General features: G+C 66.7%; 8 protein-coding genes. 3 read left to right on the top strand and 5 right to left on the bottom strand.

The features are described from left to right. Positions 1 to 6 precede the first annotated feature (6 nt). From V2L18_RS17605 to V2L18_RS17595, 3 genes are all read right to left on the bottom strand, one after another. Positions 7 to 7,641 carry an SDR family NAD(P)-dependent oxidoreductase gene (locus V2L18_RS17605; RefSeq protein ID WP_336179609.1) on the bottom strand — a complete coding sequence of 2,545 codons (7,635 nt, stop codon included), beginning with the start codon at positions 7,639 to 7,641 and terminating at the stop codon, positions 7 to 9. A 418-nt stretch (positions 7,642 to 8,059) separates the two neighbouring features. Further along, the gene (locus tag V2L18_RS17600) at positions 8,060 to 8,827 is read right to left on the bottom strand and encodes a transporter substrate-binding domain-containing protein (protein WP_336179608.1); all 768 of its coding nucleotides are present in this window, start codon (positions 8,825 to 8,827) and stop codon (positions 8,060 to 8,062) included. Positions 8,828 to 9,074: 247 nt separating this feature from the next. Continuing rightward, positions 9,075 to 10,079, bottom strand: a complete 1,005-nt coding sequence (locus V2L18_RS17595) for a WYL domain-containing protein (RefSeq protein WP_336179607.1) — start codon at positions 10,077 to 10,079, stop codon at positions 9,075 to 9,077. A gap of 151 nt (positions 10,080 to 10,230) precedes the next feature. On the opposite strand from V2L18_RS17595, the gene V2L18_RS17590 reads away from it, so the two are divergent. The 3 genes from V2L18_RS17590 (at position 10,231) to V2L18_RS17580 (ending at position 13,293) form a co-directional block, all read left to right on the top strand. Beyond that, a complete protein-coding gene (locus V2L18_RS17590) occupies positions 10,231 to 10,470 on the top strand; it encodes a DUF1127 domain-containing protein (protein WP_336179606.1) in 240 nt (79 codons plus the stop codon). Positions 10,471 to 10,690: 220 nt separating this feature from the next. Next, a complete protein-coding gene (locus V2L18_RS17585) occupies positions 10,691 to 12,142 on the top strand; it encodes an NAD-dependent succinate-semialdehyde dehydrogenase (RefSeq protein WP_336179605.1) in 1,452 nt (483 codons plus the stop codon). A 380-nt stretch (positions 12,143 to 12,522) separates the two neighbouring features. Beyond that, positions 12,523 to 13,293, top strand: coding sequence for a matrixin family metalloprotease (locus tag V2L18_RS17580; protein ID WP_336179779.1), 771 nt, complete (start codon positions 12,523 to 12,525; stop codon positions 13,291 to 13,293). Positions 13,294 to 13,297: 4 nt separating this feature from the next. Here the strand turns inward: V2L18_RS17580 and V2L18_RS17575 are convergent, their stop codons facing one another. Beyond that, positions 13,298 to 14,728: an indolepyruvate oxidoreductase subunit beta family protein gene (locus V2L18_RS17575; RefSeq protein ID WP_336179604.1), complete on the bottom strand. Its 1,431-nt coding sequence runs from the start codon at positions 14,726 to 14,728 to the stop codon at positions 13,298 to 13,300. After that, entirely contained in the window at positions 14,729 to 16,858 is a 2,130-nt protein-coding gene (locus tag V2L18_RS17570; protein WP_336179603.1) for an indolepyruvate ferredoxin oxidoreductase subunit alpha, read from the bottom strand. Positions 16,859 to 16,862: the final 4 nt, after the last annotated feature.

Below are 16,862 nucleotides of genomic sequence, written 5' to 3'. Positions count from 1 at the left end.
TGCAGGTCAGTTCAGCAGCTTGCCGACGTGCCGGCTCGTCTCCTCGACCCTGGCGGCAAGACCCTCCAGATCCCGGCCGTCCGCCGCGTCGCCGTCCTCCCCCAGGTGATGGCTCGCAAGCGATTGCGCGTCGGCAGAGAGCGTCGTCGTCTCCTCGCCGCGCACCCGCCGCACGATCCGCATCGACAGGTCGTTGAGGCTGGCGCCGTTCGCCAGCGACATGAGCGGAATGTCGATGCCGAGCTGGCGTTCGGCCGCCATGCGCAGCTCCAGCGCCATCAGCGAATCCATGCCGATGTCGGAAAGCGGCTTGTGGGGAACGATTTCCTCCGGCGCGATGCGCAGGATGCGACCGATCTCGCCCGACAGCAGGCGGGCGACCGTCTGCACCGCCGCCGCGCCGTCGAGGCCTTCCAGCATGGCTGCAAGGTCGACCGCGCCTTCCTCCATCCCGTCGTTGCCGGCACCGATGCCGAGCTGGGCAACGAGCGGGGTGGAAAGCAGGGCCAGATCCCGCTGCGCCTGCGCCCAGTCGATACGCGCGTAGGCGACCGCGGCAAGGTCCGGATCCGATTGGCGCTCCGCCGGCAGCGACAGCAGCCGCGAAAGCCCGGACAGCGCTTCAGCGGCGGTGAGGGCGTGCCTGCCGAGCTTGCGCGCGAGCAGGTCGTTGACCTCGGTGTTGCGCGCCAGATAGCCGGCGTCCGAAATCGCGCCCCAGGCGACCGCCAGCGCAGGCTTGCCGTGCGCGCGCCGACGTCGGGCAAGCGCCTCCAGATAACCGTTGGCGGCGACGTAGTTCGCCTGGCCGGGATTGCCGACGAGCGTGGTCGCGGAGGAGAAGAGCACGAAGGTGGTGACCGGATCGTCCACTGTGAGCGCGTCGAGATGATCGGCGGCCGCGATCTTGGGCGGCAGCACGCGGGCGATGCCGTCGTGGTCGAGATTGGCGATCAGCGTGTCGTTGAGCACCATGGCGGTGTGGAACACGCCGCCGATCGGCCCCATGTCGGCGCGGATGGCGTCGAGCGCTTCGGCGAGAGCGGCGCGCTCGGTGGCATCGCAGGCAATCGCCCGAACCGTGACGCCGCGCGCCTCTAGCCGCGCGATGGTCTCGCGCGCTTCCTCGCGCTGTCCGCCGGAGCGGCCGATGACGGCGAGGTGCCGGGCGCCATGGTCAACCAGCCAGTTCAGAAGCTCCGTGCCGAAGCCGCCGAAGCCGCCGACGATGACCTGGACCGCCTCGCCGGAGAAATCGATCGGGGAGGGGGCGGGGCGCGGTTCGGGCGCGGTCGGTGGGCCGAGCACGATCTTGCCGATATGGCCGGACTGCTGCATGACGCGGAAGGCTTCCACCACCGATCCGGCATCGAACAGCCGATAGGGCAGCGGCGCCAGCACGCCTTCATCGAAGAGGGCGACAAGTTCGGAAAACAGCCTGCGGGCAAGCTCCGGCTGGCGGGTCAGCAGCTGGTCGGCATCGATGCCGAAATAGGAGAGGTTCTGGCGGAACGGACGCAAGCCCACACGGGTGTTGCCGTAATAGTCGCGCTTTCCCAGTTCCAGGAAGCGGCCGAAGGGCTTCAGCACGCCAATGGACCGCTCCATCGCCTCGCCGAACAGCGAGTTGAGGACCACATCGACGCCCTCGCCGTCGGTCAGCTCCATGATCTCTTCGGCGAAATCGAGCGAGCGCGAGTCGTAGACGTGATCGGCGCCGAGAAGCGCCAGGAAATTGCGTTTCTCCGGCGTGCCGGCGGTGGCGATGACGGTCGCGCCGCGCCATTTGGCGATCTGCAGGGCCGCGAGCCCGACGCCGCCGGCACCACCATGGATCAGCACCGTCTCGCCCTCGCCAAGCCGGGCGAGTTCGATCAGCGCGTAATAGGCGGTGAGGAAGGTGACCGGGATGGTCGCCGCCTCCTCGAAGCTTACCGTCTGCGGCATCGGCGCGAGCGCGCCTTCGGTGACGGTGACGTGGCTTGCAAAACAGGCCGGCGCGAAGGTGATGACGCGGTCGCCGGGCGCAAAGCGCGTGACGTCGGGGCCGACGCGGGTGACCTCGCCCGCGCATTCCATGCCGAGGGTGGGGCCGGCAAAACCGTCTTCCAGCGCCTCTTCCGGCAAAAGACCCAGCGCCCACATCACATCGCGGAAGTTGAGGCCGCTTGCCTGCACCTCGATCTCGACTTCCGAGCCGTCAGGTGCGGGACGTTCGACGGTGCGCCAGACGAGCTCGTCGAGCGCGCCTTGATGGGGAATGTCGAGGCGGGCGGCGAGATCCGCCCCCGGCGCGATGGTATCGTCTGCGTCCAGAAGTCCGCCGTGCACGAGGCGCAGCCCGGCGCGGCGGTCCATGTCACGTACGATCTCGCGCTCGTCGGAAGGGTCGAGGATCTCGTCGGCGAGCCGGAGCGCGAATTCGCCCGGAGCCAGGACGGCGGAGATATCGACGAGCCTGAGGCAAAGGTCGGGGAATTCGTTTAGCGCGACGCGGCCGAAGGTCCAGATCGCGCCCTGTACGGGGTCGTGCTGCCGGCTGCCGGCGATCGCCTGCATCGCATCGGGCGCCACTAGCCAGAACCGCGCCTCGCGGCCGTTCAGCGCCTTCAGAAGATCGACGATCCCGGCCGTGCGCGCCTCCACGCGGGCGTTGTCGCTGCCGCTGCGCGCGAAGGCGCCGGCCAGATGCACGATATGGGTGTTGCCATCGGCCCCTTGCGCGATGCGGTCCGGCGTCTGTGCATCCGCAACCACCCGCTCGGCGGCAAGGCCGTTGCGCTCCATGGTGTCCGCCAGCGCGCTGGCGACATCGAGCGATGTGCCCTCCGCATCGTGGATGACGACGATGCGCGGGGCGGTGTGCGTTTCGTTGGCGGCTTCATCCCCGGATATCACCGGTGCGTCCACGCGCGCCGCATCGTGGCGGGTGCGCGCGACGAGCAGGTGGGCGTCGGTGTCGCCGGCGGCAAGCGGCATGCCTTCGACCGCCGCAAAGCCGGCATCCTCGAGCGCTGTGCGCCATTCGTCGAGGCCGCGCAGGCGCGAGACGGGGAAGTCCGGTGTGACGGTCTCCGACCACCAGTCGGCGCCGATACCGAAGATCATGTCGAGGATCGGGGAGGGCGCCGGCTCGGCGGCGATTGTCACGCCGCCCGGGCGAAGCCGCGCGACGAGTTCCGCGAATTCCGCCTGCGGCATGTCGCTCAGCAGGCTTGCGCCGAGAAGAACATCGAACCGCTGCGTCTCGCCGTGTTCTTCCAGGATTTCGGCAAGCGGGCGGTGCGAGATGTGTCCGGGCCCGGCCGCGCGGCGTGCGGCGCGCGAGAGGCTGCCTTCATCGGTATCGGTCACTGTGAGCGTGGCGATGGACGGATCGAGGCAAGCGGCAAGGCGCGCGGAAAGCGCCCCGTCGCGCGCGCCGACGAGCAGCACGCGCATCGGTTCTCGTTCCGGCCAACTGGCGGCAAGACGCCCGACGCAGGCGACCAGCGCATCGGCAAGCGGCGCATAGCCGGGCGAGGCGGTGAGGAAGTGCTCCAACAGCGGCGCGGCGAAAGCCTCGGCCGCTGCGGCGGGCAGTCCGTTCCGCAGGTGGGCGCCAAGTTCGCCGTGGAGCCTTGCCAGCAGCGCAAGCTCGGAAATCCGTTCCGGCGCATCGAGCGCGACGGTGCGCAGGAGGTCGGCCGCCGTGGGTTGATCCTCCGCATGACAGAGCTGCCAGGTTTGCGCGTTCTCCTCCGTGCCGATCTCGTCTGCGAGCTCCGCGTCGTGCAGCGATTGCAGCAGCCTGCAGGCCAGCGGAACGGCGCTTTCGGCGAGCGCCCCGCTGGCGACGAGATCTTCCGGACAGATCCTGCCGTCTGTATCGGCAAGGCGGCCCAGCGTCTCCAGCGCGATGGCGCGGGTGAGCGCTTCCACCAGCAGCAGCGCCTCGCCCGGTTCGCTCTCCGGTGCGACCGTGTCGGGATCGGGGATGGCGGCAAGCTCTGGGGCGGCAACGAGTGCGGCCGAAGCGGCGTCCTTCAGTGGCAGGGCGATGGCCTGCGTGCGGTAGACGAGATCGTCCGGCTGATCGGCGCGCCCGAGCGTCACGGCCCGGAACCGGGTGCCGGCAAGCCGCGCGACGAGGGCACCGTCGGCATCGAGGTATTCGAACGTCGCTTCGATGGAGCGCGGCGAGGCCTTGGTGACCGCGATGCGGGCGGTGACCGGCACCGCCTTTGCGTCCGTCAGCCGCAATCGGCCGATGCGCACCGGCAGGAAGCTGACATTGCCCGTATTCTGTCCGCTTTCGGCGAGCAGCGCGAAGAGGCCGTGGAACCCGGCATCGAGCAGCATCGGATCGAGCGAGAAGTCCGCCTCGGCGTCGGGGGCAAGATGCACGCTCGCATGCCGTTCGTCGGCGATGTCGACCGAGGTCGCGCGCCGGAAGGCCGAACCGTAGTCGAGGCCGTAGCGCCGGGTCAGTTCGTAGAGCGCCTCGGCTTCGAGACGGGATCGGGGCCCGACGGGTGTCGTTGCGGGCGCGCCGCCGACCTTCGGAGGGCGGGCGATGGTGCCTCTGGCGTGGAGGGACCATTCCACATCCTCCAGCCGGGGCCGGCTCTCGATCTCGATCACCCTGTCGTCCGGCGAGATGCGCACCCGCACTTCCTGGCTGCGCTCCTCGTCGAAGACCATCGGGCGCAGGATATCGAAATCGCGCAGTTCCACCGCATCGCTCTCGTACCAGATGCGTGCGGCGCGCAGCGCCATTTCGGCAAAGCCGGCGGCGGGAAAGACGATCGCCTCTTCCACCCTGTGATCGGCCAGGAAGGGCTTCACCTCGGCATCGAGAATGGAGAACCACTCGGCGAGGTCCGGCCGAAGCCGGAAGCCGAGGAGCGGCCATTGCCGGCCGGTGAAGGAGTGAATGCTCTCTTCGCTCGTCTCCGGCTGGAAGGGCTTGTTCTGCCAAGGGTAAAGCGGCAACGGCACCGGCCTTGCCGGAGCGGCGCCGACGAAGCGCGCAAGATCCACCTTGCCGCCGTGGGCGACGACGCGCGCGGCGATCGGAGCCACGGGGTCGGGCGGCGGCGTCGGCACGGGGCCGATTGGGAGTGCCGCGTCGGAGCCGCGTCCATCCGCGGTTTTCTTCGCCCCCTTCTTCGGCTTTTCGAGGCTCGCGAGCACCGTCGCGGTCTGTCCCGCTTCGCGCAGAACGTCGCGCGCATAGGCGCCCAGAAGCGGCATCGGGCCGACTTCCAGGACGACGCGATAGCCCTCCTCGATCAGGCGCGCGAGCGCATCGGCAAAGCGCACGGGCTCGCGCACGTTGTCCCACCAGTAGCCGGCATCGAGCGTGAGATCGTCGCGTTCGGGATAGACGGTGGAGACGAAGCGGCAGCGGGGCTTTGCGGAGTGCAGATCGCCGAGGCTTTCCAGAAGCGGTTCGCGGATCGGGTCCACCAGATGGCAGTGGAAGGGGTAGTCGAGCGCCAGCCGACGCATGGCTAGCCGCTTTCCGCGCGCGAATTTGCCGAAGGCGTCGAGGCTTTCGGACGGGCCGGAAATGGTGACCGAGCGCGGACTGTTGATTGCCGCCACCTCGATGCCGGAAAAGCCGGCTTCGGCGATCGCCGCGCGGGCGTCCTCGGCCGACAGAAGCAGCGCTGCCATGCCGCCCAGGTGACGGATCATTTCCTGATGCGTGGAGCGGGCGTGGATGATGCGCACGGCTGTGTCGAGATCGATCATGCCGGCGGCCCAGGCGGCGGCGACTTCGCCGACCGAATGCCCGATAACGGCATCGGGCACGATGCCTTCGGCCGCAAGTGCCTCCGTCAGCGCGATCTGGATGGCGAGCAGCAGCGGCTGGGCGATCTCGGTGCGCTCGATCTCGCTTTCCAGATCCGCCGAATAGAGCATGGTGACGAGCGACCAGCCCGAAAGGCTCATGAACTTGCGGTCCAGCCTGTCGAAGGCGTCGCGGAAGACGGCATTGCCGCGATAGGCGGCCGTGCCCATGCCCGCCCACTGGGCGCCATTGCCCGTATAGGCGAAGACGATCGGCGCCGCACCCGCCGCGCCCGACCCGGTGACGAGCGCGCTGTCGTCCGCCGCGCCGCCAGCAAAGGCGCGCAGGGCGGCGATACGGGCGTCCGCGTCTTCCTCCAGCACGACAAGCCGGTGCTCCAGAGCATCGCGGCCATAGGCGGCGGCTGCGGCGACCGCCGCGCGTTCCCCGGCCGCAAGCGCGTTCAGGTGGTCGCCGTAGCGGCCGGCCAGTGCCTTCAGCGCGGTTTCCGAGCGCGCCGAGAGGATGAGCGGACCATCCGTCGCGTTATCGTGGGGGGCCGGAGCGCGCGGCGCATCGGCGATCACGGCGTGCGCATTGGTGCCGCCGAAGCCGAAGGAATTGATGCCGGCGAGCCGTGGCTTTTCCGCCTTGCCGAGCGCGACGGCCTCGCCCGCGACAGAAAGGTTCAGCTCGCCGAAGGGAATGTCGGGATTGGGCGTCTCGAAATGCAGGGAACGGGGCAGGCGGTCGTGTTCGAGCGCCAGAATGGACTTGATCACGCCGGCAAGCCCGGAGGCCGGCTCCAGATGACCGATGTTGGTCTTGACCGAGCCGATGGGAAGCGGCGCGGAACGGCGCTTGCCGAGCTTTTCGCCGAGCGCGAAGGCCTCCGCCGGATCGCCGACGCGGGTGCCGGTTCCGTGCGCCTCGATGAAGGCGAGGTCGTTCGGGTCGAGGTCGAAGTCGCGATAGACGGCTCCCAGAAGGTCGGCCTGGGATTGTGAGGAGGGCAGGGACATTCCGACGGTCCGGCCGTCGGAATTGACGCCGGTTGCGACGAGGCGCGCGAATTCGCGGTTGCCCGCCCGTCTTGCGGCCGAGGCCGTGCGCAGGACCACGACCGCCGCGCCTTCGGAGCGCACGTAACCGTCGCCCGCAGCATCGAAGGCCCGGCACAGACCGTGCGGCGACAGCATGGACGCGCGCGAGAAGCCGATGAAGGCGAAGGGGCTGAGCAGCAGATTGACGCCGGCCACGACCGCCGTGTCGATATGGCCGGCGCGCAACGCTTCGGCCGCCGCGTCGAGCGCCACGAGCGAGGAGGAGCAGGCGGTATCGACGGTGAAGCTCGGGCCGCGCAGATCGTAAATGTAGGAAATGCGGTTGGAGATGATCGACAGCGTGTTGCCGGTCATGAACTGCACGTCGGCGGCTGCGGGATCGAGCAGGAAGCGGTGGCTGTAGTCGAGCGCGGAAGCGCCGACGAAGACACCCGTGCGGGTGCCCGCGAGATCGCTGGGCCGCAGCGCGCCGTGTTCCAGCGCTTCCCAGGTTACCTGCAGCAGGAGACGTTGTTGCGGATCGATCTGCACCGCCTCTCGCGGCGAAATGCCGAAAAAGCCCGGATCGAACGCCCAGGGGTCGTCTATCTGTCCCGCGGCCCAGGTGATCGAGCGTCCCGGCATGCCCGCGCGAGGATGTCCGAAACGCGACAGGGGCCAGCGATCGGGCGAGATTTGCGTTATCGCACAGCGGGCCTCGTCGAGCAGCGACCAGTAAGCCGTAACGGTGGGAGCCGAAGGCAGGCGAACGGCGTAACCGACGATGGCAATCTCGGTAGAACGATCAGGCAAAGACATGGTGAGCCTTGTTTGTGGAGGCAACGGGCCATTCTCGGCCCGTTGAAAGGCTGGGGCAATTTCGCAATGTCCGGTCCATGTCCATTATCGAAAGTGACAGGGCTAGCGGTTTGAAACGGAACGAGCACGGCGGCCGGACGGGCCGGTTCCGCGTCATGTTTCCCTTCAATCCAGTTATTCTGGCTTCGAGTATCAGCCACGAATTGAAGACCAGAGCAAGGCAGCAGGCGGGAAATCCCCACCGGGCCGTCCGCCTGTGCAAGTCGGTGCGCCGGTCATTGCCGCAATTCCCGCAAGCACGACCAGCAGCGGGAATACTGTGTAACTCTGCGGGATGTATCGGGCGTTCTTTGAGATCCGTGTGCGTCAGCGGCCGGGTGGGGGGCGACAGGGAGCCTGCGCGGCGAAAGCTGGCGGATCAGAACTCGGCCAGAAGCGGGTTGAGGGCATGCACCATCAAGCGGTCGTAGGTGCCGTCCTGTTTCATCTCGCGAATCGCCTGCGCGATGCGCGGGGCGAGGGGGGCAAACTTGCGATTGAGAAAGAAGTACATCGGTTTGCGCGCAAGATCCGGAGAGAGCATGCGAACGTCGCGCAAGCCCTGCTTCTTGACTTCGTGAAGCCCGGTCCAGCGCTCGATGATGGCGATGTCGATCCGGCCGCGTTCGAGCATTTCGAAAAGCTGCGGCACGCTTTGCACGCTGATCGCGGCACCCGCATGGCGTTTGGCGTTGCGCTCCAGGATCACGGAGCCGGTCAGGTGGCCGACCGTGTACTCGCCGAGTGAGTCCCAGCCGTTGAAGGACATGACCTGCTTTCGGGAGAAGGCCACGAATTCGAAGGTGATGACCGGTTCGTCGACGACCACGAGTTCCGGAAACGCCTTCGAAAATCCCAGTATTCTGGGGCCGCAGCCGTCCTCCGTTCCCGCATTCACGAGAGGGCCTGCGCGTCCGGTCGGCACGCGGCGCAGGCTGAGCCCGATGCCGGTCCGGCGAAGCGCCTCCTTCAGGATGAGGTCGTTGAAGCCGGTTTGCTGATCGTTGGACAGAGGAGGGTTGTGGCCGCTCGCAAAATGCAGGTGCGGCCCGGTCTGGGGCTCGGCATGCGCCGGAACTGGCCCCGCCTGCGGACCGGAAACCAACGTCAGTCCGACAGCCAGTGCCGCCAAGGTGACAGCTCGCATGATGCCCCGATCGAGGATTGCCAAAGCCCGAAAGAAGCCCTCCACATTTCCCTCCGTTTTCTTTTGAACCATCGAACGTCAGTGAAAACGGCCAGTCAATACAAATGTGTCTTTGTTCGCGTAATCGTGTTCCATTTATTTCGCGAATGATCGGCGCTGCGAAGGAAGTGAGACAATGAGGGCGCTGGTCGCCGGCAGTAATCGCCGGTCTCGGCGGATGGAACCGCGCCCGAAAGAGGACGAGGCGCTAACGGTGAGTCGCGCTCATCTGCGCCAGTTCGTCGGCGAGCCGCGCGCGCAGATCGGTCGGCGCCAGCAGTTCGGCTCCGGGCCCCAGCCAGCGCACCAGCGGACAGATGACGGCAGGATCGGTGTTTGGAATCGAAATCACGATGCGGCCTGCCCCGTCCGGCGTGAAGGCGGCGTGGCGGTAGTACCAGTCCTCGCGCAGCGTGCGTGCCTGGTCGGCGCCGACGGCGATGCGGGACATGCTCTGATCTTCCCGCTCCCAGCGCCGCATGGCCTGCGAGAGCCATTGCCCGCCGACGAGATCCTGAATGGTGAAGGTCGTGTCGGGCCTGAAACGCATGCCCGATAGTTCGATGTTGCGCACCCGGTCGGCCCGGTAGAGGCGCAGTGCGTCGGCGTCCACGGATCGACCTGCGAGATACCAGTGATTGCGGTCGAACAGGATGCCTAGCGGCTCCACCTCGTGGGCTCTGGGCACATCGCGCGCGGGATTGTGATGGTCGAACCGGACCCGCCGGGACAGCAGAAGCCCTTCCATGAAGCGGTCGAGCGCGGCCTGCCAGTCGTCCGCGGGCGCGCTGGTCGTGCCGTGATGGAAGATGTCGCTCGGCATCGGCTCGATCCCGATGATCCTCTCGGCATTGACCAGCAGGTCGTGCACGGAACGGGGCAGGGATGCGACGAGCTTGTGCTCCGCGGTCACGAGATCGTGGGAAAGCGGGGTGGCGCGCAGGCCCCGCACGAGCGCCAGCGCGATCAGCAGCGCCGCCGTCTCGTTGCGGGTCAGGGCCACCGGCGGCTGGATGAAGCCGGAGGCGAGCCGGTAGCCGCCTTCCGCCCCGCGTTCGGCCTCCACCGGGACGCCGAGCGCCAGCAGCCGGTCGATGTCGCGGTAGATGGTGCGCGGCGTCACCTCGAAGCGCTCCGCAAGCGCGATTGCGCTGACGAGCTTGCCGCCGGTCAGCATCAAGAGGATCCCCAGGGCACGCTCGATCGGGTTCATGTCGCCGTCTCCTTTTTCCTTCAATAGCGGAAAATCACCGACGAGAACATTGGGTGATCAAAGCTGACGCCCTGTTGTCAGGATTGGTCTGTCACTCTCCCTGCGGGCCCGGAAAACCGGGCTGTTTCCACAGGAAAAGCGGAGTGAGAAAATGAATGCCCCCGACACGATCGCCCGTAACGCGCAAGGACGGTTGGTGCCCCTGCTGACCGCGCTGTCCAAATTCGCATGGCGCACCGTTCACCGGGCATGGCGGCGCCGGCAGACCCGCCGTGCGCTGGCCAGGCTCGATGATCACATGCTTGCCGATATCGGCCTGTCCCGGAATGCGTTCGGTTACGACGCTCTGCCGGGCGTCCGGCCGCCGACGAAAGGCCGGCGGCGCCCGTGATCGGATGAGAGGCCGCCCGCGGTTTCTCGTGGCGCGGCCTCTCTATCGCGGGGATGGTTGTTTTCATGGAACAGGTGCCGGAAGCCAGACGTTGATCGGACAGCACTGGGGGAGCGCGAGCGACGAGCGAATTCCGCAAATCGGCGCTGCCGTTAGGGTATCGAATTGCCCCAGCTCTCGCGTATTGTGGCGCGAACCTGAAATCCATGGAGTGAGAAGAATGAACGAACAGATCACCAAGACCGCTCCGAGCGACCTTTACATCGGCGGCAGGTGGGTGGAAGGCTCGGGAGGAGATCGCTTCGACGTCCTGAACCCCGCCGATCAGACGGTGCTGGCATCGGTTGCGAGCGGCACCGTGGAAGATGCCATCAAGGCCATCGATGCGGCCGAGGCGGCGTTTGCCGATTGGGCGGGTCGCTCCCCGCGCGAGCGGGCGGAAATCCTGCGCAAGGCGTGGGAGCTGATCATCGCCGACAAGGAGCGCTTCGCCCGGCTCATCACGCTGGAAAACGGCAAGCCGCTTTCGGATGCGCGCGGCGAAGTCGCCTATGCGGCGGAGTTCTTTCGCTGGTACGCCGAGGAAGCGGTCAGGAACCGAGGCGAGGTGATGATGTCACCGGCCTCCGGTGCCCGCATTCTCGTCCAGCACAAGCCGGCCGGTATCGGCGTTCTGGTCACGCCTTGGAATTTCCCCGCCGCGATGGGCACACGCAAGATCGGGCCGGCGCTGGCTGCCGGCTGTCCGGTGGTGATCAAGCCGGCCTCCGCCACGCCGCTCACCATGCTGGCGCTGATGCCCGTGCTGGAACAGGCCGGCGTTCCGGCGGGGGTCGTCAATGTCGTACCGTCGAAATCGTCGGGCAAGATCGTCGACGCGATGCTGCACGACAGCCGGGTGCGCGTCGTCTCCTTCACGGGATCGACCGAGGTCGGCCGCACGCTCCTGAAGAGCGCGGCCGACAACATCGTCAACCCGGCCATGGAGCTCGGCGGCAACGCGCCCTTCATCGTCTGTGACGATGCGGATCTCGACAAGGCGGTCGAAGGCGCGATCCTCGCCAAGATGCGTAATATCGGCGAGGCCTGCACGGCGGCGAACCGCTTCTTCGTCCACGACAAGGTCTATGACTCATTCGCCGAAAAGCTGACGAAGCGCATGGGCGCCATGAAGATGGGCAACGGTCTGGAGGACGGCGTCGAGGTCGGCTCGCTGGTCAATGCGGACACGCGCAACAAGGTGGCGGAACTGGTCGACGACGCGGTCAAGCGCGGGGCGAAGGTCCTGTGCGGTGGCGAGGTGCCGGAGGGGGCAGGATATTTCTATCCGGCCACGGTTCTGGGCGATGTAGCGCCCGACAGCAAATGCGTTTCGGAGGAGATCTTCGGGCCTGTGGCGGCTCTCCAGCGTTTTTCCGATGACGACGAGATGATCGCGAAGGCGAACGACACCGAATACGGCCTTGTCGGCTATCTCTTCACCGGCGACATGAAGCGCGGACTCGCGCTGTCGGAGCGGCTGGAATATGGCATGGTTGGCCTCAACCGCGGCCTCGTCAGCGATCCGGCGGCGCCGTTTGGCGGCGTCAAGCAGTCCGGCATCGGCCGCGAGGGCTCGCACGAGGGCCTGAAGGAGTTCCAGGAGACGCAGTACATCTCAGTGGAGTGGTGATACCGTCGCTCATTCCACTCAACCCACGCCCGTCATTGCCCGGCTTCGTCCGGGTAATGACGAGGGAGAGGAAGTTCCCGTACGAAAGAAACGTAACGTCAGGCGTTGCATAAATGTCATAAGACTGCGAATTGTGCAGTGCCGCAAGCCGTATTGGCCACCCTTGCATGCGGTAATCGGAAAAGTCTTTTCTTTATAAATCAGTATATTGATTCAATACGTTGGCGCCATGCGTGAATCTTGCTGCGGGAGCTCACTTAGGTGTTCTAACGCTTGCATGGCGATGAATCCGATCCCTATCCTTTTGCGAACGACGCCCGGTCGGGGGAAACGAGCCGGGCAACGCATGTTTCCGTATCAGGGGGATCGCAACCTTGAACATGGCAGTGCGGATCGTCGCGGCTGGCATGGCTCTCTTCGGGGTCCTGGCCGGAGCCGGCGCGACCACGGCGATGGCCGGCCCGAAATACAAGCTGCTGCGGCTTGACGGGCGGATCGTCAAATGGGGGGAGCCGCGTCTCGGGGCGCCGGCCCACATCACATATGCCTTTGCCACCGGGCCATTTTCTGACGTCGAAGCCCGCAACTGCAAGCGGATCGAACGGCTCGACGATGTCGCGCGGCGAAACGGTCTTGCGGTGGCCGATATCGAGCGCCAGGCGGAGGCAGCGTTCGGGCTGTGGCATGCGGTGGCCGGCGTCAGCTTTTCGCGCATCTCCGATCCGGAGAGGGCCGACATCGTCATCGGCGCGCAAGGAACGCCGCGCGGCTATGCCTTTGCAAACGTCCGCTACCGGCAGGACGGGCAGGACGCCGCGCATCCGGCAAGCGATCGCGGCATGAATGTCGGTACCGCGAAGGAGGACGTGAAGGCCGAGAGGGGCCGCGGCCCGGTGGTGGCGATCGAGAAATCGGCCATCTGCCTCAATCCCGAGCGCGCCTGGAAGATCGGCACGCATGACGGCCGGGACGGCTACGACCTTCGCTTCACCTTCACCCACGAAATCGGCCATGCCATCGGTCTCGACCACTATGCAAGGGCGGGCGAGATCATGCATTTCAAGTATTCCGAGGAGATCGCCGGGCCGCAGCCGGGCGATATCGCCGGTATTCGAAGGCTTTACGGGCCCCCGGCGCAAGCTGCTGAATAGACCGTCAGGCGGGCGCGGTGAGGATGCCCGCGATTGCGCCTTTCAGCTGCGCGGCCGGATCTTCCACGGCGTTTTTGTGCGCAAGGACCGGGCGCACCATATCCTCCACCACCCGCGCATAGGTTTCCTGACCCCGGCGGTAGGTGTCGCCATAGCCCTTGACGAGGCGGGCGAGGTCCGCGGTCTGGAGGGCGAAGTCGGGTGAGACGGCGCGGGCCTGCGATACCAGCTCCAGCCACGCCTCGATTGCAGCCTGTTCCTCGGCAAAGCGCAGCGAGCGCGGACGCCAGCCCTTCAGCTTTGCCAGAAGCCAGATCCGGCCGAAGCCGAGGATGGTGTTGGTCTTCACCTTCATGCCGAAATGGGCCGTCTCGCGAATGCCTTTCCGCTCCGCCCATGAATTCAGCGCGCGGCCGAGGCGCGGCGGCAGGATATCCGCAAGTTCCGGAATGCCGGGCTTGAAGAAATCGACAAGCTCGAAAGGTTCGTCCGCGCTGATGCCGATCTCGCGGCGCACGCTTTCCAGCCGGCTTGCCCGGGTTTTCAGCTGCGCGACGCGGATGATGTCTTCAAACGACATGCGCACGGCCAGATGGCGCGCGACTTCGCGGCAGAGCGCGCCGTCGTCTGCAAAGGGAGCGAGCCGGTCGAGGTAGCGCGCCGCGTAGCCCGTGCCCTGATAGTCGACAAGCCGGGCCACCCCGATGCGGGCGATTTCGCGGGCCTCGCCGGGAAGCGCGCGCACGCGTTCCTCAAGCGCGGTGGAAACCGGCGTTTTCGAGGCGGCAGGCGTTTCTCCGGGAGCATCCGGCGACCGCTCAAGGCAGGAGGCGGCCGTGAAGCCCGCATCGAAGCCGGCCAGATTTCGCGAAACGGCAATGCCGCCGGCCTCGATCGCATTGCGCAGGGTCTCCGCGTGGATCGGGGTGAGCTTGCGACCGGCGATTGCGCCGAGCAGGACGGAATTGAGCGGCGCGCCGGATTTCCGGGCGATTGCCGCGAAGTCCGTCAGGAAACGGTCGCGGCTTGCCCGCTCCGCCGCCTGCATCAGACTGTCGGCATCGCGTGCGCCGTCGCCGCGCGCGATGCGCTCGTGCATGGTCAGCACACGATGGGTGGAGGAGACGAGGAAGGTTCGGTCCGGCACGACGAAGCCGCGTTCGGCCATGCGCACCGCTTCCAGAAGCTCGCTCGCCACGACGACATCCACATCGCCGGCGACCGGCATCAGCGCGAACACCGGATCGGTCGCGCTGTCGTCCGCATCGGCGATCTCCAGATAGTAGGTCGTGGCGCCGGTGCGCTGGGCGACGCCCGGCACCGAGGTCGCCTGCGCCTTCAGCCCTTGCGCGGCGGCCGCCGCGACCAGCCAGTTGGTGAGAACGCCGCCGCCTTCGCCACCGAGCGCTGCAATCAGGAGCCGTGTGGTCGCCATTTATGCCGCCCCCGCCATGGCGCCGATGACGCGGGTGCGGATGCGATGCAGCGTGCGTTCGAACCAGCCGGCATTGTGGATGCGCGCGGCCCGGTAGAAGGACGGGCACAGCACGGCGGCGTGCGCCATCTCCCCGCAGAGCCCGCAGGCGACGCAATCCTGCTTCACCTCCGCGATCGGATCCTTGCGCAAGGGATCGGGATTGGTCGCGACACCGAGGCTCGGGCAGCCGGAAAGCCGGATGCAGGAATGATCGCCGGTGCACACCTCCGCATCGACGCCGAATTTCGCCTGCTCGACCCGGCGGCCCTCCTTCAGCGCCTGTGCCTTTTCCGAGCGCTCGCGACGCTGGCGCGCCAGCATGCATTCGCCGTCGGCGATGATGACCTTCAGGCCTTTCTGCGTGGTGGTGAAAGCTTCCTTCAGCGTCTTCACCATCGTCTCCACCGAATAGGTGCGCACCGTTCTCAGCCATTTGACGCCCATGGCCTCAAGCGTCGTGGCGATCTTGGCGCCGGTGCCGAAGATCTCCGAATGCTTGGAGGACGGGATCACCTGCTGGCCGGTGGCCGAGGTGTAGCCGTTGTTCATGATGATGAGGACGCCGTCGCCCTTGTTGTAGAGATTGGAGGCGACACCTGTCTGCACGCCGTTATGCCAGAAGCCGCCGTCTCCCATGATGGCGAGCGACCGGCGCTCCTGCATCGGCGTCACCGCCGCCATGGAGGCCAGCGACAGGCCGTAGCCGAGGATCGAGTTGCCCTGGTTGAAGGGCGCGAAGGTGCCGAAGGCGTGGCAGCCGATGTCGGCGGAGACATGCACCTTGCCGACGGTGCGTTCCGCCAGCTTGATGGCGCCGAAGACCGGGCGCTCCGGGCAGCCGGTGCAGAATGTCGGCTGGCGTGGGGGCAGGGGCGCTTCCAGCAATGCGCCTGCCGCGGCCCGGACCTTTTCCATCCGCTCCATCCGGCGCCGGATGGCATCGAGATCGAGGATATTGCCGCCGTTTTCCAGAAAATAGCGGCCGAGCCCCGCCGCCAGAACCTCGCCGGTGTATTCGCCGGCCTCCGGCAGGTAGTTCTTGCCGTCGATGCGCGTGGAAAGGCCCGCATCGACGGTCATGCGCAGCATCTGCTGCTCCATGTAGGCGGGGTTACCTTCCTCGATGACGAGCACCCGGTCCTTGTCGCGGGCGAACGCGATGAGTTCGTCGGGCACCAGCGGATAGGTCACGTTCAGGCAGAGGATATCGATGTCGGGCGTGCCGTTCTCGTCCGCCAGCCCCATCTCGCCAAGCTGGCGCATGACGGTGTTGTAGAGCCCGCCCTGGATGACGAGGCCGAGGCGGCTGGGCTTTGTGCCGGCGATGCGGTCGTTGAGCCCATGCTCGCGGATATAGGCCCGCGCTGCGGGAATGCGCTCGGAGACCTTGTTGACCTCCTGCGAATAGATCACCGGCGGATGGGCGAGGCGGGGATAGAAGAAGTCCGCCGGCTCGCTGAATTTCGAGTTTGTGCCATGGGCAGGTTTCACGTTGTTGCGCGCGGTGAATTCGCCCTGCACATGGCAGGCGCGGATCCTGAGCTGCATCATCGCCGGCATGTGCGAGGCCTCCGACAGCGCGAAGGCGTGCTCGACCATGTCGACCATGGAGGCGAGATTGGGGCGCGGGTCGACGAGCAGCATGGCGGACTTCATCGCATAGGCGTAGGTGCGCTCCTGGATGACGCTGGCACCCTCGCCGAAATCCTCGCCGATGACGATCAGCGCCCCGCCGGTGACGCCGGTCGAGGCAAGATTGGAGAGGGCGTCGGAGGCGACGTTGGTGCCGACGATGGACTTCCACGTCACCGCGCCGCGCACCGGATAGTTGATCGAGGCCGCCAGCATGGCCGCGGCCGAGGCCTCGTTGGCGCAGGATTCCACATGAATGCCCATCTCGCCCATGAGGTCGCGGGCCGAGACCAGCACGTCGAGAAGATGGGAGACCGGCGCGCCCTGATAGCCGCCGACATAGGAGACGCCCGATTGCAGCAACCCCTTGGTGATGGCGAGGATGCCTTCGCCGCGAAAGGTCTCGCCGGCACCGAGCCGCAGAAGCCCGATCTCGTTCTCGAATGTGCGTTCCATGGTC

The sequence above is a fragment of the Breoghania sp. JC706 genome (assembly GCF_037026715.1).
Taxonomy (GTDB): domain Bacteria; phylum Pseudomonadota; class Alphaproteobacteria; order Rhizobiales; family Stappiaceae; genus Breoghania.
Note: the sequence above shows the minus strand (reverse complement) of the source record. Positions and strands in the feature narration are given on the sequence as shown.